The sequence below is a fragment of the Alteromonas ponticola genome (genome assembly GCF_012911815.1).
In the GTDB taxonomy this organism is placed as follows: domain Bacteria; phylum Pseudomonadota; class Gammaproteobacteria; order Enterobacterales; family Alteromonadaceae; genus Alteromonas; species Alteromonas ponticola.
The window spans coordinates 477,599-503,870 of record NZ_JAATNW010000001.1; the positions used below are offsets into that span (position 1 = coordinate 477,599).

At 46.3% G+C, this 26,272-nt stretch carries 26 protein-coding genes and 5 tRNA genes; 25 read left to right on the forward strand and 6 right to left on the reverse strand.

The genetic code is table 11. From position 1 onward, the window contains the following. The first annotated feature begins 64 nt into the window (after window positions 1-64). The 5 genes from lolB to HCJ96_RS02075 all read left to right on the forward strand — a co-directional run bounded on the left by lolB (window position 65) and on the right by HCJ96_RS02075 (window position 3,126). On the forward strand, window positions 65-673 hold the full coding sequence (gene lolB / locus HCJ96_RS02055; protein WP_169209355.1) for a lipoprotein insertase outer membrane protein LolB: 609 nt from the start codon (window positions 65-67) through the stop codon (window positions 671-673). Beyond that, complete coding sequence (ispE, locus tag HCJ96_RS02060; protein ID WP_169209356.1) at window positions 658-1,527, forward strand: 4-(cytidine 5'-diphospho)-2-C-methyl-D-erythritol kinase; 870 nt, start codon at window positions 658-660, stop codon at window positions 1,525-1,527. The genes lolB and ispE overlap by 16 nt, the downstream gene beginning before the upstream one ends. A gap of 12 nt (window positions 1,528-1,539) precedes the next feature. Further along, window positions 1,540-1,615 (forward strand) — tRNA-Gln (locus HCJ96_RS02065). A gap of 32 nt (window positions 1,616-1,647) precedes the next feature. Further along, window positions 1,648-2,595: a ribose-phosphate diphosphokinase gene (locus tag HCJ96_RS02070; protein WP_169209357.1), complete on the forward strand. Its 948-nt coding sequence runs from the start codon at window positions 1,648-1,650 to the stop codon at window positions 2,593-2,595. Window positions 2,596-2,706: 111 nt separating this feature from the next. After that, window positions 2,707-3,126, forward strand: coding sequence for a hypothetical protein (locus HCJ96_RS02075; RefSeq protein WP_169209358.1), 420 nt, complete (start codon window positions 2,707-2,709; stop codon window positions 3,124-3,126). A gap of 24 nt (window positions 3,127-3,150) precedes the next feature. Here the strand turns inward: HCJ96_RS02075 and HCJ96_RS02080 are convergent, their stop codons facing one another. Both HCJ96_RS02080 and HCJ96_RS02085 read right to left on the reverse strand, forming a co-directional pair. Next, window positions 3,151-3,618, reverse strand: coding sequence for a hypothetical protein (locus HCJ96_RS02080; protein ID WP_169209359.1), 468 nt, complete (start codon window positions 3,616-3,618; stop codon window positions 3,151-3,153). A gap of 174 nt (window positions 3,619-3,792) precedes the next feature. Continuing rightward, the gene (locus HCJ96_RS02085; RefSeq protein ID WP_169209360.1) at window positions 3,793-5,172 is read right to left on the reverse strand and encodes an amidohydrolase family protein; all 1,380 of its coding nucleotides are present in this window, start codon (window positions 5,170-5,172) and stop codon (window positions 3,793-3,795) included. 222 nt (window positions 5,173-5,394) lie between these two features. Between HCJ96_RS02085 and HCJ96_RS02090 the strand changes: the two genes are divergently transcribed. The 9 genes from HCJ96_RS02090 to HCJ96_RS02130 all read left to right on the forward strand — a co-directional run bounded on the left by HCJ96_RS02090 (window position 5,395) and on the right by HCJ96_RS02130 (window position 10,866). Continuing rightward, on the forward strand, window positions 5,395-6,060 hold the full coding sequence (locus HCJ96_RS02090) for a 50S ribosomal protein L25/general stress protein Ctc (protein WP_169209361.1): 666 nt from the start codon (window positions 5,395-5,397) through the stop codon (window positions 6,058-6,060). Window positions 6,061-6,065: 5 nt separating this feature from the next. Continuing rightward, window positions 6,066-6,656: an aminoacyl-tRNA hydrolase gene (gene pth, locus HCJ96_RS02095; RefSeq protein ID WP_169209362.1), complete on the forward strand. Its 591-nt coding sequence runs from the start codon at window positions 6,066-6,068 to the stop codon at window positions 6,654-6,656. A gap of 27 nt (window positions 6,657-6,683) precedes the next feature. Next, window positions 6,684-7,775, forward strand: coding sequence for a redox-regulated ATPase YchF (gene ychF, locus HCJ96_RS02100; RefSeq protein ID WP_169209363.1), 1,092 nt, complete (start codon window positions 6,684-6,686; stop codon window positions 7,773-7,775). Between the two features lie 170 nt (window positions 7,776-7,945). Beyond that, the gene (locus tag HCJ96_RS02105) at window positions 7,946-8,785 is read left to right on the forward strand and encodes a peptidylprolyl isomerase (RefSeq protein WP_169209364.1); all 840 of its coding nucleotides are present in this window, start codon (window positions 7,946-7,948) and stop codon (window positions 8,783-8,785) included. Between the two features lie 157 nt (window positions 8,786-8,942). Further along, a tRNA-Met gene (locus tag HCJ96_RS02110) sits at window positions 8,943-9,019 on the forward strand. Window positions 9,020-9,067: 48 nt separating this feature from the next. Beyond that, a tRNA-Leu gene (locus HCJ96_RS02115) sits at window positions 9,068-9,152 on the forward strand. 4 nt (window positions 9,153-9,156) lie between these two features. Beyond that, window positions 9,157-9,232, forward strand: a tRNA-Gln gene (locus HCJ96_RS02120). A gap of 57 nt (window positions 9,233-9,289) precedes the next feature. After that, a tRNA-Gln gene (locus tag HCJ96_RS02125) sits at window positions 9,290-9,365 on the forward strand. Between the two features lie 97 nt (window positions 9,366-9,462). After that, complete coding sequence (locus tag HCJ96_RS02130) at window positions 9,463-10,866, forward strand: amino acid carrier protein (protein WP_169209365.1); 1,404 nt, start codon at window positions 9,463-9,465, stop codon at window positions 10,864-10,866. A 26-nt stretch (window positions 10,867-10,892) separates the two neighbouring features. Here HCJ96_RS02130 and HCJ96_RS02135 read toward each other — a convergent pair whose 3' ends face one another. Together HCJ96_RS02135 and HCJ96_RS02140 are read right to left on the reverse strand one after the other, a co-directional pair. After that, window positions 10,893-11,075 (reverse strand): hypothetical protein, encoded by a 183-nt coding sequence (locus HCJ96_RS02135; RefSeq protein WP_169209366.1) that lies wholly within the window; start codon window positions 11,073-11,075, stop codon window positions 10,893-10,895. Next, window positions 11,063-12,244: an FAD-dependent monooxygenase gene (locus HCJ96_RS02140; RefSeq protein ID WP_169209367.1), complete on the reverse strand. Its 1,182-nt coding sequence runs from the start codon at window positions 12,242-12,244 to the stop codon at window positions 11,063-11,065. Before HCJ96_RS02140 ends, HCJ96_RS02135 begins: the two co-directional genes overlap by 13 nt. 223 nt (window positions 12,245-12,467) lie before the next feature. On the opposite strand from HCJ96_RS02140, the gene miaB reads away from it, so the two are divergent. The 11 genes from miaB (at window position 12,468) to HCJ96_RS02195 (ending at window position 22,386) form a co-directional block, all read left to right on the forward strand. After that, window positions 12,468-13,904, forward strand: a complete 1,437-nt coding sequence (miaB, locus tag HCJ96_RS02145; RefSeq protein ID WP_169209470.1) for a tRNA (N6-isopentenyl adenosine(37)-C2)-methylthiotransferase MiaB — start codon at window positions 12,468-12,470, stop codon at window positions 13,902-13,904. A 23-nt stretch (window positions 13,905-13,927) separates the two neighbouring features. Further along, window positions 13,928-14,980, forward strand: a complete 1,053-nt coding sequence (locus tag HCJ96_RS02150) for a PhoH family protein (RefSeq protein ID WP_169209368.1) — start codon at window positions 13,928-13,930, stop codon at window positions 14,978-14,980. Between the two features lie 18 nt (window positions 14,981-14,998). Then, window positions 14,999-15,469 carry an rRNA maturation RNase YbeY gene (gene ybeY, locus HCJ96_RS02155; protein WP_169209369.1) on the forward strand — a complete coding sequence of 157 codons (471 nt, stop codon included), beginning with the start codon at window positions 14,999-15,001 and terminating at the stop codon, window positions 15,467-15,469. Between the two features lie 33 nt (window positions 15,470-15,502). Further along, window positions 15,503-16,360: a CNNM family magnesium/cobalt transport protein CorC gene (corC, locus tag HCJ96_RS02160; RefSeq protein WP_169209370.1), complete on the forward strand. Its 858-nt coding sequence runs from the start codon at window positions 15,503-15,505 to the stop codon at window positions 16,358-16,360. A gap of 15 nt (window positions 16,361-16,375) precedes the next feature. Then, window positions 16,376-17,872 carry an apolipoprotein N-acyltransferase gene (gene lnt, locus HCJ96_RS02165; protein WP_169209371.1) on the forward strand — a complete coding sequence of 499 codons (1,497 nt, stop codon included), beginning with the start codon at window positions 16,376-16,378 and terminating at the stop codon, window positions 17,870-17,872. A 171-nt stretch (window positions 17,873-18,043) separates the two neighbouring features. Next, on the forward strand, window positions 18,044-18,487 hold the full coding sequence (locus tag HCJ96_RS02170; protein ID WP_169209372.1) for an Hsp20 family protein: 444 nt from the start codon (window positions 18,044-18,046) through the stop codon (window positions 18,485-18,487). A 95-nt stretch (window positions 18,488-18,582) separates the two neighbouring features. Continuing rightward, the gene (locus tag HCJ96_RS02175) at window positions 18,583-19,011 is read left to right on the forward strand and encodes an Hsp20 family protein (RefSeq protein WP_169209373.1); all 429 of its coding nucleotides are present in this window, start codon (window positions 18,583-18,585) and stop codon (window positions 19,009-19,011) included. Window positions 19,012-19,144: 133 nt separating this feature from the next. Beyond that, window positions 19,145-19,396, forward strand: coding sequence for an acyl carrier protein (locus HCJ96_RS02180; RefSeq protein WP_169209374.1), 252 nt, complete (start codon window positions 19,145-19,147; stop codon window positions 19,394-19,396). An 89-nt stretch (window positions 19,397-19,485) separates the two neighbouring features. Continuing rightward, window positions 19,486-20,163 (forward strand): SDR family NAD(P)-dependent oxidoreductase, encoded by a 678-nt coding sequence (locus tag HCJ96_RS02185; protein WP_169209375.1) that lies wholly within the window; start codon window positions 19,486-19,488, stop codon window positions 20,161-20,163. A 376-nt stretch (window positions 20,164-20,539) separates the two neighbouring features. Then, complete coding sequence (locus HCJ96_RS02190; protein WP_169209376.1) at window positions 20,540-21,511, forward strand: calcium/sodium antiporter; 972 nt, start codon at window positions 20,540-20,542, stop codon at window positions 21,509-21,511. Further along, window positions 21,508-22,386: an FAD:protein FMN transferase gene (locus HCJ96_RS02195; RefSeq protein WP_169209377.1), complete on the forward strand. Its 879-nt coding sequence runs from the start codon at window positions 21,508-21,510 to the stop codon at window positions 22,384-22,386. The genes HCJ96_RS02190 and HCJ96_RS02195 overlap by 4 nt, the downstream gene beginning before the upstream one ends. A 56-nt stretch (window positions 22,387-22,442) precedes the next feature. On the opposite strand, the gene greA is transcribed toward HCJ96_RS02195, so the two are convergent. Further along, a complete protein-coding gene (gene greA / locus HCJ96_RS02200; RefSeq protein ID WP_169209378.1) occupies window positions 22,443-22,919 on the reverse strand; it encodes a transcription elongation factor GreA in 477 nt (158 codons plus the stop codon). 125 nt (window positions 22,920-23,044) lie between these two features. Further along, window positions 23,045-26,266 (reverse strand): carbamoyl-phosphate synthase large subunit, encoded by a 3,222-nt coding sequence (gene carB, locus HCJ96_RS02205; RefSeq protein WP_169209379.1) that lies wholly within the window; start codon window positions 26,264-26,266, stop codon window positions 23,045-23,047. Window positions 26,267-26,272: the final 6 nt, after the last annotated feature.

The following is a 26,272-nucleotide window of genomic DNA, read 5'->3' on the forward strand; positions in this document are numbered from 1 at the left end:
AAAGTACCGATGTATTTGTGTTCCTATTAAGGCAACAAAAGCCGTTATAAACCAGCCTATCGTTATGTCGAGTTCGTTGAAATACATTGTCATCACCTTTTTACTCACCCTTTATGGCTGTACTACCTTGCCTGACGGCCCAGAAGAAACAGTTAACCTGCCAGAGCAAGTGGCCGAATTAGCCAAAGTGACTTCCTGGCAGTTAAAAGGAAAAATGGCCATAAGAAATCAACAGGAAGCGGTCAGTGCAAACGTAAAATGGGATGTTGATAACGCCAACTTTCATTTTACCCTCACTAATTTTTTGGGCATAACGCTGGTTGACATGGTGGCCGAACCTGGCTCGGCGAAACTGACCACCAATGATGAAGAATATTCCCATCACGATGCCAGTGAACTCATCGCCCGAGTCACCGGCTGGGATATTCCGCTTGCCGATCTACTGGCCTGGGTAAAAGGATTACCCAAGCAAAGTGACACCTACAACTTAACTGAGCACGGCCTGTTACAAACGCTTTCTCCGGCCTGTTCAGGCTGTCATGACTGGCAGGTGGCCTACGACAATTATGACAAAATAGGCGACGTCTGGCTTCCCCATAGCCTGGTAATGACTCGCAACAATGACCCCAAGCAATTTATAAAAATTCGGATTTCTGAATGGACAATCAACTGACTGATTGGTGGCCTAGCCCTGCAAAGCTGAATCTCTTTCTGCATATTCTGGGCAGAAATGAGCGGGGTTACCACTTGCTGCAAACCTTGTTTCAAATGCTGGATGTGGGCGACAAGCTTGCATTTAGGCTTACTAACGATGAAAAAATAATTTTAACCAATCCGCTGGCAGGCGTTGCCGATGAAGATAACCTGATTGTTCGTGCGGCCAGATTACTCCAAACAACGTGTAAAGTGACGCAGGGTGTGACCATTACGTTGGACAAGCACCTCCCTATGGGAGGCGGCATTGGCGGTGGTTCGTCTAATGCGGCGACTACCCTGGTTGCATTAAATGAGTTGTGGAAGTGTAAACTTAATAACACACAGCTGGCCGAATTAGGACTCTCGCTAGGTGCTGATGTGCCCATTTTTATTCATGGTGAGACGGCGTTTGCCAGCGGCGTAGGTGAAAAAGTTTTTCCTGTAAAAATTGCGCCAAAATGGTATCTGGTGGCCAACCCGGGGATTCATGTCAGTACTGCTGAAGTGTTTGCCGCGGCTGAACTGCCGCGCAATTCAAGTGCCATAAACTGGCACGATTATAAATTTGAAGAAACGCGAAACGATTGCCAAACTTTAGTCACAAACAGGCATCCTGAAGTTGCAAAATTATTACAGTGGTTGGTACACTACGCACCGTCGCGGATGACGGGCACGGGAGCGTGTGTGTTCGCCACATTTGCAAGCCAGGCGCAGGCTATGGAAGTTCAGGCCAGGTTACCAATAGAATGGACTAGTTTTATTGCAAAAGGTGTCGATCAGTCGCCACTAAAAATAAAACAACAAACTGTGCGCGCCGCATCAGACATGTAGTTTTTTTACAATTGGGGTATAGCCAAGTTGGTAAGGCAGCGGGTTTTGATCCCGCCATTCGTAGGTTCGAGTCCTGCTACCCCAGCCACCTCTTCTCAAAAACGCACTGAGGAAAAACTTGTGCCAGACATGAAGCTCTTTGCAGGTAATGCAGTACCAGAACTTGCCCAGAAGGTCGCTGACCGCCTTTATACTAAACTCGGTAAAGCCAGTGTAGGCAGATTCAGCGACGGTGAAATCAGCGTCGAGATACATGAAAACGTCCGTGGATCGGACGTTTTTATTATCCAGTCTACCTGCGCACCGACTAACGATAACCTGATGGAGCTGATAGTGATGATTGACGCGTTGCGTCGAGCATCGGCTGGAAGGATCACAGCAGTTATCCCTTATTTCGGTTACGCCAGACAGGACCGACGGGTACGCTCTGCTCGCGTTCCTATCACCGCCAAGGTGGTCGCAGATTTTCTCTCTAACGTTGGCGTCGATCGGGTTTTGACTATCGATCTGCACGCTGAGCAGATTCAGGGATTTTTTGATGTGCCGGTGGATAACGCATTTGGTACACCAATCCTGATGGCGGATATGATGAAGCGTGACTTTGTTGATCCCGTTGTCGTCTCTCCTGACATCGGTGGTGTTGTGCGCGCACGTGCAACAGCTAAACTGTTGAACGATACCGATTTAGCGATAATCGACAAGCGCCGACCCAAAGCCAACGTTGCGCAGGTGATGAATATTATTGGTGATGTGAAAGATCGTGACTGTATCATCGTAGATGACATGATTGATACCGGCGGCACTCTGGCAAAAGCCGCTGAAGCGTTAAAGAATCACGGCGCGCGAAAAGTCTACGCGTACGCCACGCACGCCATTTTCTCAGGCAATGCGGCAAAGAATCTGAAGGATTCGATGATTGACGAAATTATCGTCACCGACAGCATCCCTCTGCACGATGACATGCGCGCGATTGACAAAGTTAAGCAGCTGACGCTTTCAGAAATGCTAGCTGAAACTATTCGCCGTATCAGTAACGAAGAATCAATTTCGGCAATGTTCGAATATTAATGTAGTACCGCCACCGGTGTTAAACCGGTGGCTTTTACTTCCTGGCTTGATTTCCTCACTCCCCTCTGCCTAAGATAAGACATCGCTCAAACAAAGGCAGTAAAATACATCATGACCAAATCAATTCTGACAATTTCGGTGGGAATCGCCTTACTGGGCTGCTCTGAGGAGCTGTCGTCACATACTAACCCCCCCGTTCCTGTTGAAGAGGCCAGTGCACAGCCACAGGAGGTAGAAATGGTAGAACCTGAAGAGCTAAAAGGTGAAATGCAGAAATCCCAAAGCATGACAGGCACGGTGGTATATAAAAATCTCGAAGGAGGTTTTTATGGGTTCATCAGTGAAGGCAACGAAAAATTCACCTTCCGAAAACTACCCCAGGAATTCAACAAGCACGGTCTAAAAATAAAGGTTTGGGGAAAACCACGTAAGGACGTAATGACATTTACCCAATACGGCACCGTGTTTGAGGTGGAAAAAGTGGAAGTTATAGATGATTCCCAGGTGAAACCGGTTAACGAACGCTATTGATGTTAGTGGGGTATCACCCACTGCTCAACTATCAATTTGTCGAAGTTCAACCCGCTGTATCTCATCCCCTTCAAAGGTATAGAGCTCGGAAGATAACGAGTGGGTGTCTTCGAATCCGATTTCGTTAATAACATTGATTAATGTGCGTAGATGTTCAGAATTATTCTTGCGTGCGCACAATACAAAATTCTTATGCGCAAAGTTAATGACCACCGGCCCACCCATTTGTTGTTCCACGCCATGCCAGAAGCTGGGATATAAAATTGTGCAGGCGGCCATTTCATCCAGGCGTATTTCCCATACGGCTTCACTGGCAATGACCTGACTGTTTTGAATTGCCGCAAAGCCGGTATCTAACCCCCGGTCCCACATTTGTTCTTCGCTGATATTATATTTAGCCAATAAAATAGGGTTAAGAGAGGTGAAATCTTGTCCGTCATTTATAGCAAATGTAAGTAGTAAATCAGGCGTGATAGCTTTACAAAAAGGCATAGCCTCTAAATGCGGCTGATTTCCAGATTCAAGCCTCTGCAAAAAAAGGCGATTCTTAATAAGGGGATAAACAACCAGGTCGGATTTATCCTTGTTAAGGCGCTGTTTTAAATATGAAATCATTAATTTAAACCCGCATCAATTGACTTTTCCTCGACGTCTCGGTAGCCCTTATTATTTTGGAATAGCGCTTTCTACGACGTCACCATTTTGCTTATACATGACACCGGACTTCATAACGAGATCCACATTCTGCAGTAAATTGATGTACCGCAACACATCCCCATTTACACCAATAATATCAGCGCTTTTTCCTTCGCTAACTGAACCAAAGCGGTCGCTGACACCCATCATCACCGCGGGCCACCAGGTAGCAGCGCGAATTGTATCCATGGGAGTCATTCCCATTTCCTCAACCCAGATTGCTAATTCATTCCATGTACTTTGACAATGAAACTTGGTAGGTATACCACTATCAGTTCCCGTTAAAAGTACTACTCCCGATTCTTTTAATTGCGTGAATTTTCGCTTTAATGTTGGTTTACGTAACGGGGTCAACTGCATGTAAGCCAGTTTCCCGGGCGCTTCTAATGATTGCCTGATATCCTCTATCGTGTCTTTTTTCAGCCCACGATGCCAACACGTATTATCCAGCTTTTCAGGGTTTGCCACCGTGAGGTTGTAATTCCATAACCCTTCGATTGTGGGTGTCCAGAATAACGGTCCACCAGCAACTCTTCCTGTAGCCGTTCTAGCGTGGAGTGCATCAATAATGTCTTGTGGATACTCTGGTGCTGTGGTTAACCCCGTATGCTCAAAATTATCCACACCTATTTTCAGACCCACTCTAATTTCATCAGGACGATGGGAATGCCCAACTACTTTCAGTCCTCTGGCGTGCGCTTGTTCAACAACCATTTTGGCTGCCTCTAACGGCATTTTATCCTGGTCTATTAATTTTATGATATCGACACCTGCATCAGCCAACTGATTAACTTTTTGCCTGGCTTCTTCAACATTTTTCACTCCCCAGCGGTAATGTTGTGTGCCTGGATAAGGTTCTGCCTGCAAAAAAGGTCCTGATACATACAGATGTGGGCCAGCTAATTCGCCCTTTGCAATACCTTTTTTAATGGCAATGGATTCTTCAAGAGGTGCGCCCAGATCTCGCGCGCTGGTGACACCAGCAAGTAATAGTTGCAATGCGCTAGCTGGCATTATTTCGCTTTGTTGACGATCACGATAAGTAGGTTGCCAGTGTTCATAGTCGGCATGGCCATTGAGCATTAGATGTGCATGGTTTTCCCATAAACCCGGTAACAAGTCCATCCCTTCCGTACTAACCACTTTATAATCAGAAGGCACATTTAGGGTAGCGACTGTTCCTATCGCTTCGATGGTGTCACCATTGATCAAAATGACGCTATTTTGTATGGGTTGATGCCCAAATCCATCAATAAGTCTTCCGCCTACCAGTGCGGTTTTCTCTGCACATACAGAAAATGACAAAACGATAAATAGTATTAAACCGATAAGTCTACAAAACATATTCATTTTATTCCTTTTTTTATATGTCATTAACCCTATGCTAAAAATGCAGTTGTGAAAACCTTGTACGTAAACAAATGAGATGAAATGCGTTTTTCCGTCTTTGTAATTGTAAGTTCTCCGGCATGGTGGTAGAATTCGCCGCCCTCAAATTATGAGGGTTCTTTATGCGGGTTTTGGTCGCAAAAATCCGTGCTTATTTAATTACTATTTTTCTGGAGACATTCAATGTCTGATGCAATTTTTAATCTGGATGCGCAAGTTCGCACAGATATGGGGAAAGGTGCGAGCCGCCGCCTACGTCGTGCTGATAATTTACCTGCGATCCTTTACGGTGGTGACAAAGAGCCAGTTGCGCTTACTTTAGACCACAACAAAGTAAACAATGCTGCTGATTTTGAAGCGTTTTACTCGCATGTTTTAACATTAAACATCGACGGTGAAAAAGTTGAAGCGCTAGTGAAAGACATGCAGCGTCACCCGTACAAGCCCAAAATTACACACATCGATTTTCAGCGTGTAATCGCAGGCCAGGAAGTTCACACTAACGTACCACTACACTTCATTAATGAAGATAAGTGCGCAGCGGTTAAGAGCGAAGGCGGTATTGCTGAGCACCACGTAAACGAAATTGAAATTACGTGTCTGCCTAAAGATCTTCCTGAATTTGTAGAAGTTGATATGGCTGGTGTTGAAATGGGTCAAACCGTTCACCTATCTGACTTGACACTTCCTAAGGGTGTATCTTCTGTTGAGTTGGCTCGTGGTGATGAAGATCACAACCTGGCCGTGGTGACTGTTAAGCCAGCACCTAAGACGCCTGTGATTGATGCTGAAGAAGCTGAACAAGCAGCAGCAAAAGCGGCTAAACAAGAAGAAGCAGACAAGGAATAATCAGCTTGGCTGATATTCGTCTTATCGTGGGCCTGGGTAATCCAGGCCCCGAATACGAGCACACCCGCCATAATGCCGGCGCCTGGTTTCTCCATCAGTTCGCAGCGGCTTTTAATACCCCACTAGCCCCAGAATCAAAATTTGCAGGACACACTGCACGAATCAGTATTGGTGGACAAGACGTTCGCTTGCTCTATCCATCCACTTTCATGAATCGAAGTGGCCAATCGGTGGCAGCGCTGGCCAATTTTTATAAAATTGAGCCGGAACAAATTCTGGTTGCTTTTGATGAACTGGATATGCCGCCTGGCGTAGCAAAGTTTAAAGTTGGTGGCAGTTCAAGTCAGAACGGGGTGCGTGATATCGTTGCCAGAATGGCAAACAACAAGAATTTTTTACGTTTGCGGATTGGCATTGGTCATCCGGGACATAAAAGTAAGGTGACCGGCCACGTGCTGGGAAAACCTTCTGCAGCAGAAAAACAGGCCATTGACGAAGCTATCGATGAAGCCGTTCGTTGCACAGAATTGCTGATCAAGCATGATTTGAAACAAGCACAAAACAGATTACATTCCTTCTCAGCTACCGTTGCCTGAGACTGACGATTTATAAGGATTCATCCCATGGGTTTTAAATGCGGCATCGTAGGGTTGCCAAACGTTGGTAAGTCGACCCTTTTTAATGCATTAACTAAAGCAGGCATCGAAGCAGCTAACTTCCCTTTCTGTACCATTGAGCCTAATACTGGCGTGGTACCCGTTCCAGATACACGTTTGGATAAGCTGGCCGCGATTGTTAATCCTCAGCGGGTTATCGCAACCACCATGGAATTTGTTGATATCGCCGGTCTGGTTGAAGGCGCTTCAAAAGGCGAAGGCTTAGGCAATAAATTTTTGGCCAACATCCGCGAGACCGATGCTATTGGCCATGTAGTGCGTTGTTTCGATAACGACAACATCGTGCACGTCGCCGGTAAAGTCAACCCGCAGGATGATATCGATGTTATCAACACCGAATTAGCCTTGAGCGATTTGGAAACCGCTGAAAAGGCGTTAATTCGCGTGGGTAAACGTGCTAAGGGCGGTGATGCGGATGCCAAGTATGAATTAAAAGTACTGGAAAAAATTAAGCCGCATCTTGATGAAGGTAACCTGCTTCGCTCAATGTCGTTGAGCAAAGAAGAATTAGCCGCAATCAGCTACATGAACATGTTGACCTTAAAACCCACCATGTACATCGCCAATGTCAACGAAGACGGTTTTGAAAACAACCCTTATCTCGAACAGGTGCAAGCCATTGCCGAGAAAGAGAATGCTGTGGTGGTTGCCGTGTGCGCGGCTATCGAGTCTGAGATCGCTGAGCTGGATGAAGAAGAAAAAGCCGAATTCATGGAAGATATGGGCCTGGAAGAACCTGGCTTAAATCGTGTAATTCGCGCAGGATACAACTTACTTACTCTGCAAACTTACTTTACTGCCGGGGTTAAAGAAGTGCGTGCGTGGACCTTCCCAGAAGGCTCAACCGCTCCCCAGGCTGCCGGTAAAATTCACACCGACTTTGAAAAAGGGTTTATCCGCGCTGAGGTCATTGGCTACGATAATTTCGTCCAGTTTAATGGCGAGCAAGGTGCCAAAGATGCAGGTAAATGGCGTCTTGAAGGCAAGGATTATATTGTTAAAGATGGTGATGTCATTCACTTCCGCTTCAATGTTTAACTGCGTGCAGAACTGATGCGCGAGTAGTCATTGGTAGCCATAAATATTGCCCCGTTTCTGCGGGGCTTTTTTGTATTCGGTCAACGCCTTTGATATAACTTATACCGACATCGTGGCCTATTGAAAATAATTGTCTGTATTAACACTTTGCCTCAGGAAGACGCAAAACCATGCTTAAATCACTTCTTCTGTTCATGTTTATGCTCTCACTAACTGCCAGTGCGCAAAATGACGAACACTGGTACACACCAAAACAGTCAGACCTGGCCTATATTCACCTGCCCCAGGGTCTGGCTGTGGTAGCATTAACTGATAGCATTGCCCCTCATCATGTTGAGCGTTTTAAGCAATTGGCAAAAAGTCAATTTTACGATGACCAATCATTTTATCGCGTCATTGATGGCTTTGTCGCACAGGGTGGCAGTAATGGTAATCACGAACCCAGTGAGTCTACGTCACCATTAAAGGCAGAATTTACTGCGCCAACGGTTGAAGGGTTTTATGAGGTCGAGCGTCCGGATATGTTTGCGCCAGTCAGTGGCTTTATCAACGGCTTCCCAGCTGCAACTACGATGCAGCGAAACAGCTATTGGCTGCTTCACTGTCCCGGTATGTTAGCCATGGCTCGCGATAATAAAAAAGACACCGCCGCAACGGAATTTTATGTAGTAATTGGCCAGGCGCCGCGTCACCTCGACAGAAATATGTCGGTGTTCGGGCGGGTTGTCGCCGGCTTAGACGTATTACAAAAGCTGCCGAGAAGCGGACACATGCACTCAACTGCTGCCGCCGAGGCAAATGAAGACAATAAAATTATTTCTATCCGCATGGGCGATACCCTGCCTTCAGGCGCGCAACGACACTTTCGAATTCAATTGCCCAGCCATCCTGATTACTTAAAAAAGTTAGATATGGCAAAAAACCTGGATAATCCTTTTTATGTGGATCGTGAATTAGCGCCCCGAGCAATTGATGTGTGCTATTACCAGACACAAATTGAAGAACTTTAGCCCTTAATGGCGACAAACGAGTATGCTTTTCGTTGTTTTATTAAGCGCAAGCGTTCACATAATCGCCACTTAGACAAAGTTGTCATAAAAAGGGGTTGACGACCCTTAGGCAGATGAGCATAATACGCGCCACTCCTGAGGGAGTAAAGATTTCGGAGGCTACGTAGCTCAGCTGGTTAGAGCACATCACTCATAATGATGGGGTCGCAGGTTCGAGTCCCGCCGTAGCCACCAATCTTATTTTCTTTCTGTTGTGCCCAATGAAAGAAAATTGTTTACCTGGCGGAAGTGGTGGAATTGGTAGACACGCTGGATTTAGGTTCCAGTGCTTCACGGCGTGAGAGTTCAAGTCTCTCCTTCCGCACCATTGTTGGGGTATAGCCAAGTTGGTAAGGCAGCGGGTTTTGATCCCGCCATTCGTAGGTTCGAGTCCTGCTACCCCAGCCATTTTTCTTGAGTAATGGCGTTTTATTAATTTACAAATTAAGTTGCGCGGTTACCTCTTGGGGTATAGCCAAGTTGGTAAGGCAGCGGGTTTTGATCCCGCCATTCGTAGGTTCGAGTCCTGCTACCCCAGCCATATTCTAAAGCCGACCATCTGGTCGGCTTTTTTGCTTTACACACCCTGCAAAGGTCGGCAGACTGTTATTCAACTACACTAATTCGGATAAAAGTGCGTGATTAATCAGGTTGTTGGCGCAATCAATAATGTGCTCTGGGGCGAAGGGCAAATCCTCATTTTCATGCTGGTCGCTTGCGGTATCTGGTTTACCGTGAGATTAGGCGGTGTTCAGCTAAAACACTTCATTCATATGTTTAGCCTGCTAAAGGGCAGCGGCAATGCCACCAAAGAAGGCATCAGTTCATTTCAGGCGCTGTGTACAAGTCTCTCTGCGCGGGTAGGTACAGGTAATCTTGCCGGTGTAGCGGTCGCCATTTCGCTAGGCGGCGCGGGGGCTATATTCTGGATGTGGGTGATCGCATTTTTAGGTATGGCGACCGGCTTTGCTGAGAGTGTACTGGGTCAGCTTTACAAGGTACGTGATCACAACGGAGAATTTCGGGGTGGTCCGGCTTACTACATCAAACAGGGTCTTAACAAAACCTGGCTTGCCGTGTTGTTTTCTGTCTGTCTGTTTTTGGGTTACGGCTTTGTTTTTAGTGCGGTACAGGCCAATACGATTACCGATGCGTTAAATAATGCCTACGCTATCCCAACTTTCTGGTCAGGTTTGGCAATCATTGCCCTTGCTGCCCTTATTGTGGTGGGAGGTTTTCGCGGAATCGCCCGTTTTGCCGAGTGGATCGTGCCGTTTATGGGCATCGGATACGTGATCGCGGCGTTGGTAGTGACGTTTATGCATATCAATGAAGTTCCTGATTTGTTAATGCACATTATCCGTTCTGCCTTCGGGTTAGAAGAAGCGGGTGCCGGTGCCCTGGGTGCGGCAATCAAGAACGGCATTCAGCGCGGACTTTACTCAAACGAAGCGGGTTCAGGTAGCGTGCCTCACGCTGCGGCGGCGGCTTCTCCCAACCCCAACCATCCTGTATCGCAGGGTTACATCCAAATGCTAGGGGTATTTTTAGATACCATGATTTTGTGTACCTCTACCGCCTTTATTATTTTACTGGCAGGCGGTTCTGCGCAGGACCAGATGGAAGGCATTCGAATGACTCAGGATGCCATGAGCAGTCATATTGGTAGCGGTGGTACCGACTTTGTCGCTGCCGCCATTTGTTTGTTTGCATTTACCTCAGTGGTGGCAAATTATGCTTATGGTGAAAGTAATCTGCATATGTTCAAACTGGACAACAAGCCAGGCAGAGCGGCCTATACCGTAGGGTATCTTGCAATGATTTTCTGGGGTTCCATGGCAGCGTTACCACAGGTTTGGGCTATGGCTGATATGGCACTGGGTTTGATGACGGTAATTAATATTGTGGCTATCGTCTGGCTTACACCGACCATCGTCGCCATCAGCAAGGATTACTTTACCAAACATGAAAAAGGTGAACGTCCTGAATACAAGACCGGCGACTGTGAAATACAGGGAAATACTGAAAAAGATATTTGGTAGGGTATCAATTAATGGGGGAGCCCAGCCTACCCCCTCATCATCATCATCATGATAAGCTGAATGACCAGAGCAATCATAATAAGCGGCCAAATCCAGCGGGCAATTTTGGCCGACTCTTCACTACTAATACGCATTTTGGAGCGTTCAATCAATGGAACTACTACAAACAACGCCAGGAAAAGTATCCCAATAATAACTAAAACTTCCATTCGTTTAATCCCAATGCATATTTTAGAACCTGCTTTTTACCAAAAGGCAGGTGTTGTGCCAACGTCAGTAAAGACTGCCGCGCCAGCTTCAGCGGCAAGATATCATTGCTGAACAACGTATAAAACCCATCCATCGCTGACATCATCATTAAATTATCACGCCTTCTGGGTCGCTCGTACTCTTTTTGCAGTCGGCTACGAAGTGCGTCATGCGCAGAAGTATCAGCGTCGGCCGTGATAGCCAGTAATGCTTCAATATCTCTGAAGCCGAGGTTAACCCCCTGACCTGCCAATGGATTAATTGTATGGGCGGCATCACCAATCAGTACCACATTGCCTTTGACATAGTCACTCGCGTGACTGCGCGTTAACGGAAACCCGGTTGCAAACACCACATCAAAATCTCCCAACAAGTCAGGAAAGGCCTCAATGGTCGGTTGTTTGAGCTGCGCAGGCGTCATTGCTGCAAGTTGTCTTACCCGGTCGGCTTTGTCGTACCAGATTAAAGCGGCATAATTGTCATACATGGGAAGATACGCACGCGGCCCTGCCGGGGTAAATTGCTGCCATGTGATGTCAGTCTGTGGTTCATGCATTGACACAATAATGCCTAATGCCTGCTGTTCATACTGCCATCCAGAGCACGCTATCCTGGCCGCCTTTCGCACTTGAGAACGCGCGCCATCAGCACCAATCAACCAGTGTGCAGACACTTTTTGCTTATCATTCAGCTCAATGTTTACCGCCTGTTTGTCGCTTAAATCAATTGATTTTACCTGACTGGATGTAATCAGCTCAAAATTGCTTTTATTTGCCAACGCCTGCAGACAGCCCAGCTGTAACAGTCGATTTTCGACAAAATAGCCTAATTCAGGTAAGTTCACTAACTCTGCGGTAAAATCTGTTCTGGCATTTTCGGCTTCCCATACAGATAGCTGACGATAAGCCCGCATGCGCGTTTGCTCAATAAATTCCCACGCCCCCAACGCTTTCAACAAGTCGACACTTGCCACAGAGAGTGCAGAGACACGCAGATCTGGCGGCTGTTCTGGCGAAAATGACTGGGGCATGTGGGGTTCAATCAACACCACGCTGTGGCCCTGGCTAACCAGCCCCAAGGCTAATGTGGCGCCCACCATACCCGAACCCATTATACAAAAATCTTTCATGATCATTCCTTTAAGTCAGTTTCTATTATGGCGCGTGGGTGTCGAACTGTCATGTGTAAAGCAAATTCGACGCAGTTTCACATTCTATATAAGTTATCACTGGGAAATACGCACCAGAGCAGGTAAAATATGCGGCTATTTTATTCACTTTCGGGTTTCGTCAGTGGCTTCACTCGATGTGGCGCTGGCATATCCTAACCAACACTTTACACAAACGGTCATTATGAACAAAAAGCTGTACATTAAAACCTGGGGCTGTCAAATGAATGAGTACGACTCAGAAAAAATGGCAGACCTGTTAGATTCAACACACGGCTACTCTCTGGCACAGGAGCCCGAGGACGCAGACGTGATCCTGTTGAACACTTGTTCGATCCGTGAAAAGGCACAGGAAAAAGTGTTTCATCAGCTTGGCCGCTGGAAAACACTAAAGAAGGACAAGCCGGACCTGATCATTGGTGTGGGTGGTTGTGTGGCCTCTCAGGAAGGCGACGCGATTCGTCAGCGTGCACCCTTTGTAGATTTGGTGTTTGGCCCTCAAACGCTGCATCGTTTACCGGAAATGATCAATCAGATACAAAGTGGTGAGAAAGCAGTGGTGGATGTCAGCTTTCCTGAAATCGAAAAATTTGACCGCCTTCCCGAACCTCGAGCAGAAGGCCCGACTGCATTTGTGTCAATTATGGAAGGCTGTTCAAAATATTGTACGTTCTGTGTGGTGCCCTACACCCGGGGTGAGGAAGTCAGCCGCCCGGTTGATGATGTGATATTAGAAATTGCTCAATTGGCAGAGCAAGGCGTGCGTGAGGTTAATCTGTTAGGACAGAATGTTAATGCGTTTCGCGGTGAGCATCATGACGGCACTATCTGCCGCTTTGCTGAGTTGCTGGAATTGGTCGCGGCAATTGATGGGATTGATCGGATCCGCTATACCACGTCGCATCCGGTAGAATTTACCGATGACATTATTGCCGCCTACGCCAGCATTCCAGAGTTAGTTAACCATTTGCACTTACCAGTACAAAGTGGCTCAGACCGCATCCTGAATCTGATGAAACGGGGTCATACTGCGCTCGAATATAAGTCCAAGATACGTAAATTACGTAAAATCCGTCCTGACATCAGCATGTCGTCGGACTTTATCATTGGTTTTCCCGGTGAGTCTGATACCGATTTCGAAGCAACCATGGATTTGATTCAGGCTGTAGATTACGATTTAAGTTTCAGCTTCATTTACAGCGCACGTCCGGGTACCCCTGCAGCTGACGCGATTGATGACGTTAGTGAGGAAACCAAAAAGCAACGTTTGTATTTGTTACAGCAGCGAATTAACCAACAGGCCTTGCGCATAGCCAGAAACATGGTAGGAACTGAGCAACGCATTCTGGTCGAAGGCCCCTCTAAAAAGAACCCAATGGAATTGTCTGGCCGTACTGAAAATAACCGCGTGGTGAATTTTGAGGGAACACCCGACATGATTGGCGAATTCGTTGATATTCGTATCACTGATGTATTTTCCAACTCGTTACGTGGTGAGGTAGTTCGCCGTGAGAGAGACATGGGCTTGCGTGTCGCAATTTCACCCCAATCTATTACGGCGAAACGTCAGGTGAACCAACCTGATCAATTGGGCGTAGCCCAATTTGTTCCAACTGTATAATTAACACTGAGGTAAAAAGAAACTTGAGCACTGTTGAAAGCGTAGAAGTTGCACTAGAACCGGCTGATAATCGTCGTTTATCGAATTTATGTGGCCCCTTTGATGACAATATTAAACAAATTGAACGCCGCCTGGGTGTTGAAATTGGCTATCGCAACAATGTGTTCAAAGTTCTCGGTGAGCAGCAACAGGCAAAAGGTGCGTCCGACATACTTAAGTCTCTGTACGTCGAAACACAGCCGGTAAAAGGGGTGGTGCAGGAAGTGGGGCCCGAGCAGGTACACCTTGCCATTCAAGAGAGTCAATGCCTTGAACGTTCTTACTCAGGTGAATATGGCAAAGAAGTGCACATACGCACTAAGCGCGGGGTAATTAAGCCGCGCAACCCAAACCAGAGTCAATACGTTGCTAATATCGTTAATCACGATATCACTTTTGGGATTGGCCCGGCTGGCACCGGCAAGACCTATCTCGCTGTAGCCTGTGCAGTAGATGCGTTGGAGCGACAGGAAATTCGTCGCATCCTGTTAACCCGCCCTGCTGTTGAAGCGGGTGAGAAATTAGGCTTTTTGCCTGGCGATCTATCACAGAAAGTCGATCCGTATTTACGTCCTCTCTACGATGCCCTGTTTGAAATGCTGGGTTTTGAGAAAGTAGAAAAACTGATGGAGCGCAACGTTATTGAGGTTGCTCCCCTGGCCTACATGCGTGGGCGAACGCTAAATGATGCCTTTATTATTTTGGATGAAAGCCAGAATACTACGGTTGAGCAGATGAAAATGTTTTTGACCCGTATCGGTTTTAATTCAAAAGCCGTCATCACCGGCGATATTACCCAGGTCGATCTGCCTCGTGGAGCTCGATCAGGTTTACGTCACGCCATAGAAGTGCTTAAATCAGTCGACGACATTTCATTTAACTTCTTTAATGCGGATGACGTGGTACGTCATCCGGTTGTTGCGCGCATTGTGCGCGCCTATGAAGAGCACGACTCTGAACAGGAAAAGCTACGGGTTGAAAAACGTAAGCAGGAAGCATTAAAAAATGAACAATCTGCCGAAAGTACACGCTCCTAGTACGATTATTTTTGAATTATGAATGCCATCGTTGATTATCAGGTTGCCTGTGAAAACAGTTTTTATGAAAAAAACTTTCCGTCTACTACCGAAGTAGAGAGATGGGTGAGCGCGGTATTAAAACATTTGCAAATCAGTCAGCATGAACTCACAGTTCGCTTTGTCGACAATGATGAGTCACAGGCACTCAATCAGACCTATCGCGGCATCGATAAGCCGACCAATGTGCTGTCTTTTCCGTTTGAGGCCCCACCGGGAGTAAGCCTGAATTTGCTTGGCGATCTGGTCATCTGTGCCCCGGTAATTGAACGGGAAGCGCATGAACAAAAGAAAACAATTATCCACCATTATGCCCATATGATCGTGCACGGCACGCTTCATTTGCTGGGTTATGATCACATCGAAAATGACGACGCTGAGACAATGGAAGCATTGGAAATACACATTTTGTCTCAATTAGGCATTGACGACCCTTATCAAGAACATTAACGTAACTTTTGAATTAGTTTGAAAACGAAAATTATGAGCGACGACAACCCCCACTCTACCAACGGCTCTTCGAGCAGAAACTGGTTAGACAAATTAAAGCTAACCTTCTCAGGAGAGCCGCAAAGCAAACAAGAGCTCGTTGAGGTTATTACTGAAGCGGAGCAGCGTGAGCTGATCGACCCGCAAACCCGCGAAATGATAGAAGGCGTTATTGGCGTAAATGATATGCGGGTTCGCGATATCATGATCCCGCGCACGCAAATGACCACCATCGATATCAACCAATGTGTGGAAGAATTTTTACCTACTGTATTAGAATCTGCTCATTCTCGTTTTCCTGTTATCAGTGAAGATAAAGATCACATCGAAGGCATCTTACTGGCGAAGGATTTGCTTAGTTACGCATTCAATTCCCAGACTGAATTTCGCTTAAAAGATGTAATTCGCCCAGCGGTAATTGTACCTGAAAGTAAGCGCGTAGACGTACTTCTCAAAGAGTTTCGTCAACAGCGTTACCATATGGCGATTGTGGTTGATGAGTACGGCGGCGTTTCTGGTTTGGTCACCATCGAAGATATTCTTGAGCTCATCGTGGGTGAAATAGAAGACGAATATGATACCGAAGCAGACGGTACCGATGACATCAGGCCGTTAAACAAATATACCTATTCTGTTAAAGCGTTAACCGCGGTGGATGATTTCAACGAATTTTTTGAAACCAGCTTCAGTGAAGAAGAAGCTGATACCATTGGCGGTATTGTGTTAAAAGCGTTTGGCCATATGCCCAGCACCAATGATGAGATCACCATCGGTGATATTCATTTTAAAGTGACCAACTGTGATAAACGCAGGTTAGTACAGTTAAAAGTTATCATCCCCTCACTGGAGTAAGTCGCCCTGAAACGGATGTTGTCTCATGCGCTGACTCTATTGAGCGGCGCAAGTTTAACGTTTGCCTTTGCCCCCTTTCATTTATGGCCAATTAGCTTCCTGGCGGTAGCCGTGGCGGTTTACCAGCTTATTCGTAGCGAAAAAGGTTTTTTAACCGGTTGGTTATTCGGCTTTGGCTGGTTTGGTGCAGGTATCAGTTGGGTACACGTCAGCATTGCTGATTATGGTGGATTACCTTTAATTGCCTCAATTGGCCTGATGGCGTTATTAAGTGCCTACCTGGCACTCTATAGCGGGTTAGCATTCTGGCTGACGAAAAAATACTTCACGCCTAAATTGTGGCCGTTAACCTTACCGTTTTTCTGGTTTATTGGCGAATGGCTGCGTAGTTGGGTGCTGACTGGTTTTCCGTGGTTGTCGCTCGGTTACAGCCAGCTTGAAAGCCCACTGAATGGTTGGATACCGGTTCTCGGCGAAACGGGGGTTACCGCGCTGTTAGTGTTGCTGGCAACGGCGCTGGCTGTCTATCCTCTCAAAACTAACTGGATGCGCATAAGTCTGGTTTACGCAGTTATATTTTTAAGTGGTTATATCGCCAGCAATTACCATTGGGTGACGGTGGAGAAGACTGTGCAGGTTTCGATGGTGCAAGGCAATATCGCGCAATCGTTGCGATGGACGCCTGAGCAGGATCGGCCCACCATGAAAAAGTATCGCAAACTGACTGAGCCGCTATGGGAAAGCGATCTGATACTATGGCCAGAAGCAGCGATTCCTAAACTTGAACCACTGGCAATCGACTATCTGGCCAATCTGGACAAAGTCGCGGCGAAATATAATACCAGCTTGGTGACAGGCATTGTTAATTACAATCATGAGTCGAAAGCCGCCTGGAATAATATCATAGTGCTTGGCAAAAAAGAGGCGGATTCCCACCGGGGGCAGTATTACTATTCCCATCTTAATCGCTACGCAAAACATCATCTGTTACCCATTGGCGAATTTGTTCCTTTTGAAGATTGGCTACGTCATGTCGCGCCTCTGTTCAATTTACCGATGTCATCATTTTCCCGAGGTGACTTTCAACAGCCCAACCTAATTGCCAACGGTCTAAAACTAGCGCCAGCGTTGTGTTTTGAAATTGCTTTTCCTCGTCAGGTGTTAGCCAATATTCATGCTGACACTGACCTTATTGTAACTGTTAGTAACGATGCCTGGTTTGGTCGATCGCATGGGCCAGCTCAACACTTGCAAATCGCTCAAATGCGTGCGCTGGAGACAGGTAAATCCGTTATACGTGCAACCAACAATGGCATCACTGCCTTTGTCGATCCTTTTGGAGTTATTACCTCAAGACTTCCACAATTTGAAGCGGGTTCGCTCACTTCGCCCGTTGCCATCACTCGCGGTCAGACGCCCTATCGCTTTTGGGGAGACTTTGCTGCACTTACATGGGTGACCCTGTTATTCGGGTTTGCTGTCTACATGAAAAAAGAAAAAATAATTAGTTAAATTTCATACACATAGTATAAATAATGAAAAATTATTAAAATTTTTTATTGAAAAAGATTTTGGTATCCCGATATATTGAATTGTCGACGCTGAACAGTCAGGTTGACAACAACGCCGCCGAAGTTCGGGGCACTTAATTTAACCATATTGCTTATTATTGAGGATATGACCATGCGTACTATCGATCTATCTCCACTATACCGTTCGTTTATTGGTTCTGACCATTTAGCTTCGCTTGTTGACGCTGCCACACGTGCAGAGAAACAAAGCAGCTATCCCCCATACAATATTGAATTACTTGCTGAAGACAAGTATCGCATCACTATGGCGATCGCGGGTTTCAGTCAGGATGATGTTACCATTGAAGTGCAGGAAAATACCCTTACTGTAACCGGTAAGAAAGAAAGCGAAAATAAAGACGCTGAGCGCAAGTTTCTGCACAAAGGCATTTCAGAGCGCAATTTCGAACGCAAGTTTCAGCTAGGTGACCACGTTAAAGTGTTATCGGCTGATATGGAAAATGGCTTACTCCACATTGATATGGAGCGTGTGATTCCAGAAGCCAAAAAGCCGCGTCAAATCGAAATTGGCAGCCGTTTAATCGAAAACAAATAACCCTTAGCGGGCCTGCACTGCAGGCCCCTTGATATGTCGTTGCCGAATGGTCGGGGCGACAAACCTGCATATTGCTTACTATTGAGGATATGATTATGCGTACTTTAGATTTATCTCCACTTTACCGTTCATTCATTGGCTTTGACCGTTTGGCTTCAGCGCTTGATACATCATCTGCATCATCCGCGCAAGAAACCTATCCGCCATACAATATTGAATCGCTAGATGAAAACCGTTATCGCGTAACGATGGCATTAGCCGGTTACAGTAAGGATGATATTACCCTTACTATTGAAGATACGACATTAACAGTGGCTGCTAAACTGGAACCATCCAGCGATGATAAAAAGCGCCGCTTTTTACATCGCGGCATAGAGCAACGTAACTTTGAGCGTAAATTTCAGCTAGGCGAACATATTGAGATTCGTGAAGCTGAGTTTGAAAACGGCTTGTTACATATCGATATGGAGCGGGTGATCCCTGAAGAGAAAAAACCAAAACAGATTGCAATTGGCGTTCATTAATTTAAACGTCTCCCATTGATGTTTAACGCGGCTCTCCCTGGCCGCGTTTTTTTCGTTAGCTCTCGACTGATCAATTCAGCACATTCCCGTGTTTAAATATCTATGGAATTTAAACAATGGGAAGAAAAATTAGATGGACAAGCAAGCACTTGTGAAAAAAATTGAAACCTGGCTTAAAAAGCACGTGGATAGCCCTAATGACGATATTAATTCATCGACCAAATTGGTAAGTGACTTAGAACTGGACAATGAATTAATAAATAAACTTTTTGCCCATTTTGAAAAAGAACTGCAAATCACCATACCCGACACAGCGGGAAACGAAATTGTCGACGCGAATGTCGGTGAATTTGCTGATTATCTATTAAAGATAACGCAACGTTAACCACAATTTCCACCCACCAATGGTTTTAAAAACCTGAAAATTTACACTACTATCTCACATCATGGCTTATTTTTTTATAGTGATTTTTCATGCCTAAAGCAATCGTCACCGGGGGTAACGGACTTATTGGTAAAGTCTTATGCCAACAACTTATAAAACAGGGCTGGCAAGTTGCCAGCTTCGATACCAATGACAGTGTAAAAGGGGTAGAAAGCGTCTGCTGTGATGTAGGTAACGAGAATTCAGTGAAGCACGGTTTCGCTGCACTGGGCTGGCAAAATCTGGATTTACTTATCAATTGCGCCGGTAAAACTGATTACAGTAAAAAACCGTTAGCAGAACAGTCATATAAAGATTGGCAAGAGGTCATCAATACCAACCTCAATGGTACATTCTTAATGAGCCGTGAAGCAGTGAAGCACATGCAATCCGGTAGCAATATCATCAATATCACGTCTACCCGTGCTTTCATGTCCGAACCGGGTGATTTTTCTTATGGTGCGTCCAAGGGCGGTATAGTTTCGCTCACACAGGCTATGGCAATTTCGCTGGGGCCAGACATACGTGTTAACGCCATCGCGCCGGGCTGGATCAGTGACGAGTCCGATTTGCGCGAAATAGATCATCAGCAACACCCAGCCGGGCGGGTAGGTAAACCTCTCGACGTCTATCAGGCCGTAGACTATTTGCTCAAGGCTGATTTTGTCACCGGGCAGGTCTTAGTGGTCGATGGTGGTATGACGAAAAAAATGATTTATGAAGAGTGAATGCAAGCTTTTATATTGCGATCCAGACAGCCTGAGATTAAATTTAATTCACAATCAAAAATACACTTTAAAATGTCTGACACCAGCACTACATTAGTGGTACTTAGGGGAGTAGTCTCCTGGCTTTGCGCAGGGAAATTGCCAACAATCCCTGAACCGTTAAGGTTCATGGCAATTTCGGACATTAGTCGTTCTGACAAGACTTAAGATAACCCATTACACTGGGCAGGTGTAACAGGCTATTTTATGTCGATGTCTGCCCTGAGAATAATGATATGCACCTTATCCCATTTCCGTTGTGCCCATTTCGAGCAATGCCTTCCCGCAAGCAGGCAACCGCAACTTACCCTGTTCTGGCAAGTGGTACGGAGGACCTATGTTACTAGCCGCTGTTGCTATTGCTATTGGGCTTATACTGCTGGTGTGGAGTGCTGACCGTTTTGTCGAAGGTGCTGCCGCAACCGCCCGTCACGCAGGTCTCTCATCATTGCTTATCGGTATGGTTATCGTCGGCTTCGGTACCTCGGCACCAGAGATGGTGGTCTCAGCAATCGCTGCCAGTGAAGGCAATGTAGATCTCGCGCTTGGCAATGCCCTGGGGTCAAATATTGTTAATATCGGTCTGATACTGGGTGTTACTGCGCTTATTGCTCCGATCGTTGTAAAGTCGACCATTGTTAAAAAAGAGCTACCCATTTTATTGGCTGTTGCCCTGCTGTGTGGTGCGTTATTGTATGACAACAAACTCTCACTATTCGACGCACTCTGCTTGTTGTCAGGCTTTATCATCTTTGTGGTGTGGTCCGTTTATTCCGGTAAACGACATTCAGCGGATGCACTGAACAGCGAGTTTGATGAAGAAATCAAACAAAATACAATGGGGCTAAGCAAGGCCATCTTTTGGTTGGTCGTGGGGCTGATACTGTTAATTGTCAGTTCGCGGACACTTGTTTGGGGTGCGGTAGAAGTAGCTTCCCGCCTGGGGGTCAGCGATCTGGTCATCGGTTTAACGATCGTGGCAATCGGCACGTCGTTACCCGAATTAGCGACATCATTTTTGGCGGCCAAAAAAGGAGAACATGACATTGCAATTGGCAACGTAGTGGGATCCAACATATTCAATATTTTAGCGGTCATGGGTATCGCCGCGGCGATTTCCCCCGGCTCTCCGGTTTCAGCCAGCCTGCTGACGCGAGACTGGACCACCATGCTGGTTTTCACTATTGCATTGACAATTATGGCTATTGGGATTGGTCGTCAGGGGCGTATCAATCGTCTTGAAGGCGGTATATTGCTGCTAGGCTACCTTGCTTATAACAGTTATTTGGTTCTGGGGGTAATGAAATGAATAAGCGTATCTCTCTTTTATTGTTACTTTCGTTGATATTGGCATCATGCAGATCGTATATTAATGAGTACCAATTCACCATTTCCCATGCTGGTTTTAGCGTGGATGTAACCTATGAAACTACCTCTGAAGACTTGTCAAATGACACCATACAGCCTGTTCTACAAGCACACTTGGCGAAACTTCACGATGACTATGCGTCAAATGTCAGCAACTCATGGGTTAGTCAGTTTAATCAGGCAGAGAATTCTGACCAGTTGACTGTTCCCAGTGAATTTAGCGCTATTTTACGCATGACCAAGTTGATCTCTGACACTGCCGACGGTTGCTTTAGTATTGCGTCGTCGTGGCCAGACGACATGAACAAGCGATCGGATGTCAGCGAAACAAACGTAGCAAAAGAGGTGTTTTTAGCTTACGGCGGATTTGTACGCAAAATTGACCCTGCCGCTAAAATCGATTTAGCGCCCTTATTTAACAGTATCGTCAGTGAAAGTATTGCCGATCAACTCAGTGCCAAAGGTATCAACAATTTTAAGGTTTCTGCAAAGCAGGTAGAAATTATATCCGGCAAGTATAAAGCGACGGATGTGATGTTTGAGAAAGCCCAATCCCATGCTTTTGTCGAAGCAAAAAAACTGACCCAAGGGAACTTCAATAAAATTGCGGCGGCCTCATCAAACCAGGATAGCCGCATGGAACTAACAGATAGAGAGCAAAGCAGGTTTCCCGCCGTTATCGTATATCATGACGATGCAGTGAGAGCGCAGATTTGGGCGAATGCGTTAGCCTGTCTGAGTCCAGAACAAAGACAATTGGTTGCCAGGGGGAACAATATTCAGGCAGTTTTTGAAGAAACGAGTGAGCAGGGGTAGTCTGGGGTTAGGAGAAGATGATGAAGACGTGTAAAACGTCTTCATCGTAGAAATGACTAAACGTATTCAACTTCTGTAATTTCAAACTCCACCGTTCCGTTAGGGGTGGCGATATTAACTACGTCATCAAGCTCTTTGCCGATGAGTCCGCGGGCAATGGGAGAATTAACGGAAATCAGATTCTTTTTGATGTCTGCTTCGTCATCACCGACAATGCGGTAAGTCGTTTCTTTGCTGGTTTCCAAATTCATGATGGTAACCGTGGTACCGAATATCACCTTCCCGGTATTTTCCATCCTCGTCACGTCAATGATTTGCGCATTCGATAATTTCGCTTCGATATCCTGAATACGGCCTTCACAAAAACTCTGTTGTTCACGGGCCGCATGGTATTCAGCGTTCTCTTTTAAATCACCATGCTCACGCGCTTCGGCGATGGATTCTATAATACGTGGACGTGTTTTGGTTTTTAATTCGTTCAGCTCATCACGCAACATGGCTGCGCCGCGAGCAGTCATTGGATACTGACTCATTCTTATCTCACTCTAACTAATTTCCATATCCACCTCAAAGAGGCGAAAAAAAGTGCGCCCTCTGGGCGCACTGATATTTTATATAGCACTTACAAATAGAATAGCCTGTATCCAGGCTATTGTCATTAGTGTTTGATGCGTTTGTGCAACTCCTGTACAGACGCAACCTTGTCACGATCATCCGCAAATTTTGCTCTGATCGTAGCAAACGCAGCATTTAAGGTTGTGGTGTAGGTGACCTTATTCAGCAATGCTTCGCGTCTTATATACATAGAGTCAGTGATAGCCTGTCTGCCTTCGGTGGTGTTCACGATATAGCTGTATTCACCATTTTTGATGGCATCTACTATATTAGGGCGACCTTCCGAAAGTTTATTCACTACCGTACTCATTACCCCAGCATCATACAGTTCTGTTGCCGTCCCGCGAGTTGCTTCGATACTGAAGCCGTTTTCAACCAGCGTTTTGGCCAGCTCAATGATTTTTTTCTTATCATTAAGGCGCACCGACAGTAAGGCCTTGCCTGAACGTGGCAGCGGTGAACCCGCACCCAGGTTAGCTTTTGCATAGGCTTCTTCAAACGTATCGCCAATGCCCATTACTTCACCAGTAGAGCGCATTTCCGGGCCTAACAACGGGTCTACGCCCTGAAATTTAGCGAACGGCAACACCACTTCTTTTACCGAATAGTACGGTGGAATGATTTCACTAGTGATACCCTGCTCTTTTAGTGAAATTCCTACCATGGCCCGCGCAGCCACTTTCGCCAATTGAATACCAGTCGCTTTTGATACAAAGGGAATGGTGCGTGCAGCACGCGGATTAACTTCAATTAAGTACACTTCGTTATCTTTGATGGCGAACTGGGTATTCATTAAACCTACCACGCCTAACTCGAGTGCCATGGCCTTAACCTGCTCACGCATAACATCCTGAATGTCTTTCGACAACGAATGCGGTGGTAACGAGCAAGCCGAATCACCAGAGTGAACCCCTGCTTGCTCAATGTGTTCCATGATGCCACCAATGACCACCTCGGTACCGTCCGATACCGCATCGATATCAACTTCAATGGCATCATCCAGGAAGCGATCGAGCAATACAGGTGCGTCGTTAGACACTTTAACGGCTTCATTAAGGTAGCGTTTTAGATCCTTAATGTCATATACAATTTCCATCGCGCGGCCACCCAATACATAAGATGGACGAACGACCAGTGGAAACCCGATTTCGTTGGCCTTAGTCAGCGCTTGTTCAACGTTAGTCACGGTGGCGTTAGCAGGCTGTTTAAGCCCCAACTTATTTACCATGTGCTGAAAACGCTCGCGATCTTCTGCACGGTCAATGGCATCCGGAGAGGTGCCGATAATAGGCACGCCGTTCTTTTCAAGCGCTCGAGCCAGTTTTAACGGTGTCTGACCACCGTATTGCACGATAACGCCTTTGGGCTTCTCTTTGGCTACAATTTCAAGTACATCTTCCAGTGTAACTGGCTCAAAATATAGACGATCTGAGGTATCGTAGTCGGTCGAAACGGTTTCAGGGTTACAGTTAACCATAATCGTTTCATAGCCATCTTCACGCATGGAAAGCGCAGCGTGCACACAGCAATAGTCAAATTCGATGCCCTGCCCGATTCGATTTGGACCGCCACCTAAGACCATTATTTTGTCTTTGTCAGATGGATTCGCTTCACACTCTTCGTCGTAACTTGAATACATATAGGCAGTGCTGGTCGCAAATTCTGCAGCACTGGTGTCGACACGTTTGTACACGGGGCGAATATTGAATTTGTGGCGACGCTCGCGAATATCGTCTTCGCCAACATTTGTCAGCTCGGCTAAGCGGGCATCAGAGAAACCTTTGCGCTTCAATGTGCGCATCAGGTTCTCGTCAATGCTACTTATGCCGTCTGCGGCAACCTGATCTTCCAGATTGATGAGATCTTCAATTTGTACCAGATACCAGCGATCAATGTTTGTCAGTGAATAGACCTCATCCACTGACATACCCAGTCTGAATGCGTCACCGATGTAAAAGATTCGCTCAGCACCGGGCTCGCGCAATTCGCGCACAATTTTATTACGTGCTTCAGAATCTTCTAAATCCACCATGGGATTGAGTCCACTTGCGCCAATTTCCAACCCACGCAATGCTTTTTGCAGTGATTCTTGCTGGTTACGGCCAATCGCCATCACCTCGCCCACTGACTTCATCTGCGTGGTCAGTCGGTCATTTGCGCCGGCGAATTTCTCGAAGTTAAAACGAGGAATTTTGGTGACGACATAATCGATTGACGGTTCAAACGAAGCCGGTGTTAAACCGCCAGTAATGTCATTTTCCAACTCATCCAGGGTGTAGCCTACAGCTAATTTAGCGGCAATTTTGGCAATCGGAAAACCGGTTGCTTTGGATGCAAGCGCTGATGAACGCGATACCCGCGGGTTCATTTCGATGATAACCATGCGACCTGTTTCAGGATCGATGCCGAACTGCACGTTTGAACCACCGGTCTCAACGCCAATTTCCCGCAAAACTGCCATGGCAGCATTTCGCATGATTTGGAATTCTTTGTCGGTAAGTGTCTGCGCTGGGGCAACGGTTATTGAGTCGCCAGTGTGTACACCCATTGGGTCGAAATTCTCGATGGTACAAACGATAATACAGTTATCGTTTTTGTCGCGCACCACCTCCATTTCGTACTCTTTCCAACCAATCAGTGATTCATCGATTAACAGCTCATTGGTAGGGGACAGATCCAGGCCGCGATGACAGACCTCATTGAATTCATCTATGTTATAGGCGATTCCCCCCCCGGTTCCGCCCATGGTAAACGAAGGACGGATAATGCACGGAAAGCCAATACGGCTTAGCACATCATGTGCCTGTTCCATACTGTGTGCGATTTCTGCACGTGGACACTCAAGCCCAATTGATTTCATCGCCTGGTCGAAACGTTCGCGGTCTTCAGCCTTATCTATGGCGTCAGCGGTCGCGCCGATAAGTTCAACGTTGAACTCATCCAGCACCCCTTCACGATTTAAATCGAGCGCACAGTTGAGTGCCGTTTGCCCACCCATGGTTGGCAGGATTGCATCAGGACGCTCTTTTTCAATTATTTTACGTACCACTTCCCAGTGGATCGGCTCAATATAAGTGGCATCAGCCATCTCGGGATCGGTCATGATAGTCGCTGGATTAGAGTTAACCAGAATTACCCGGTACCCTTCTTCGCGTAGCGCTTTACATGCTTGCGCGCCGGAGTAATCAAATTCACAGGCCTGACCGATGACAATAGGGCCTGCACCTAAGATAAGAATACTTTTTAAATCAGTACGTTTTGGCATAGCTGG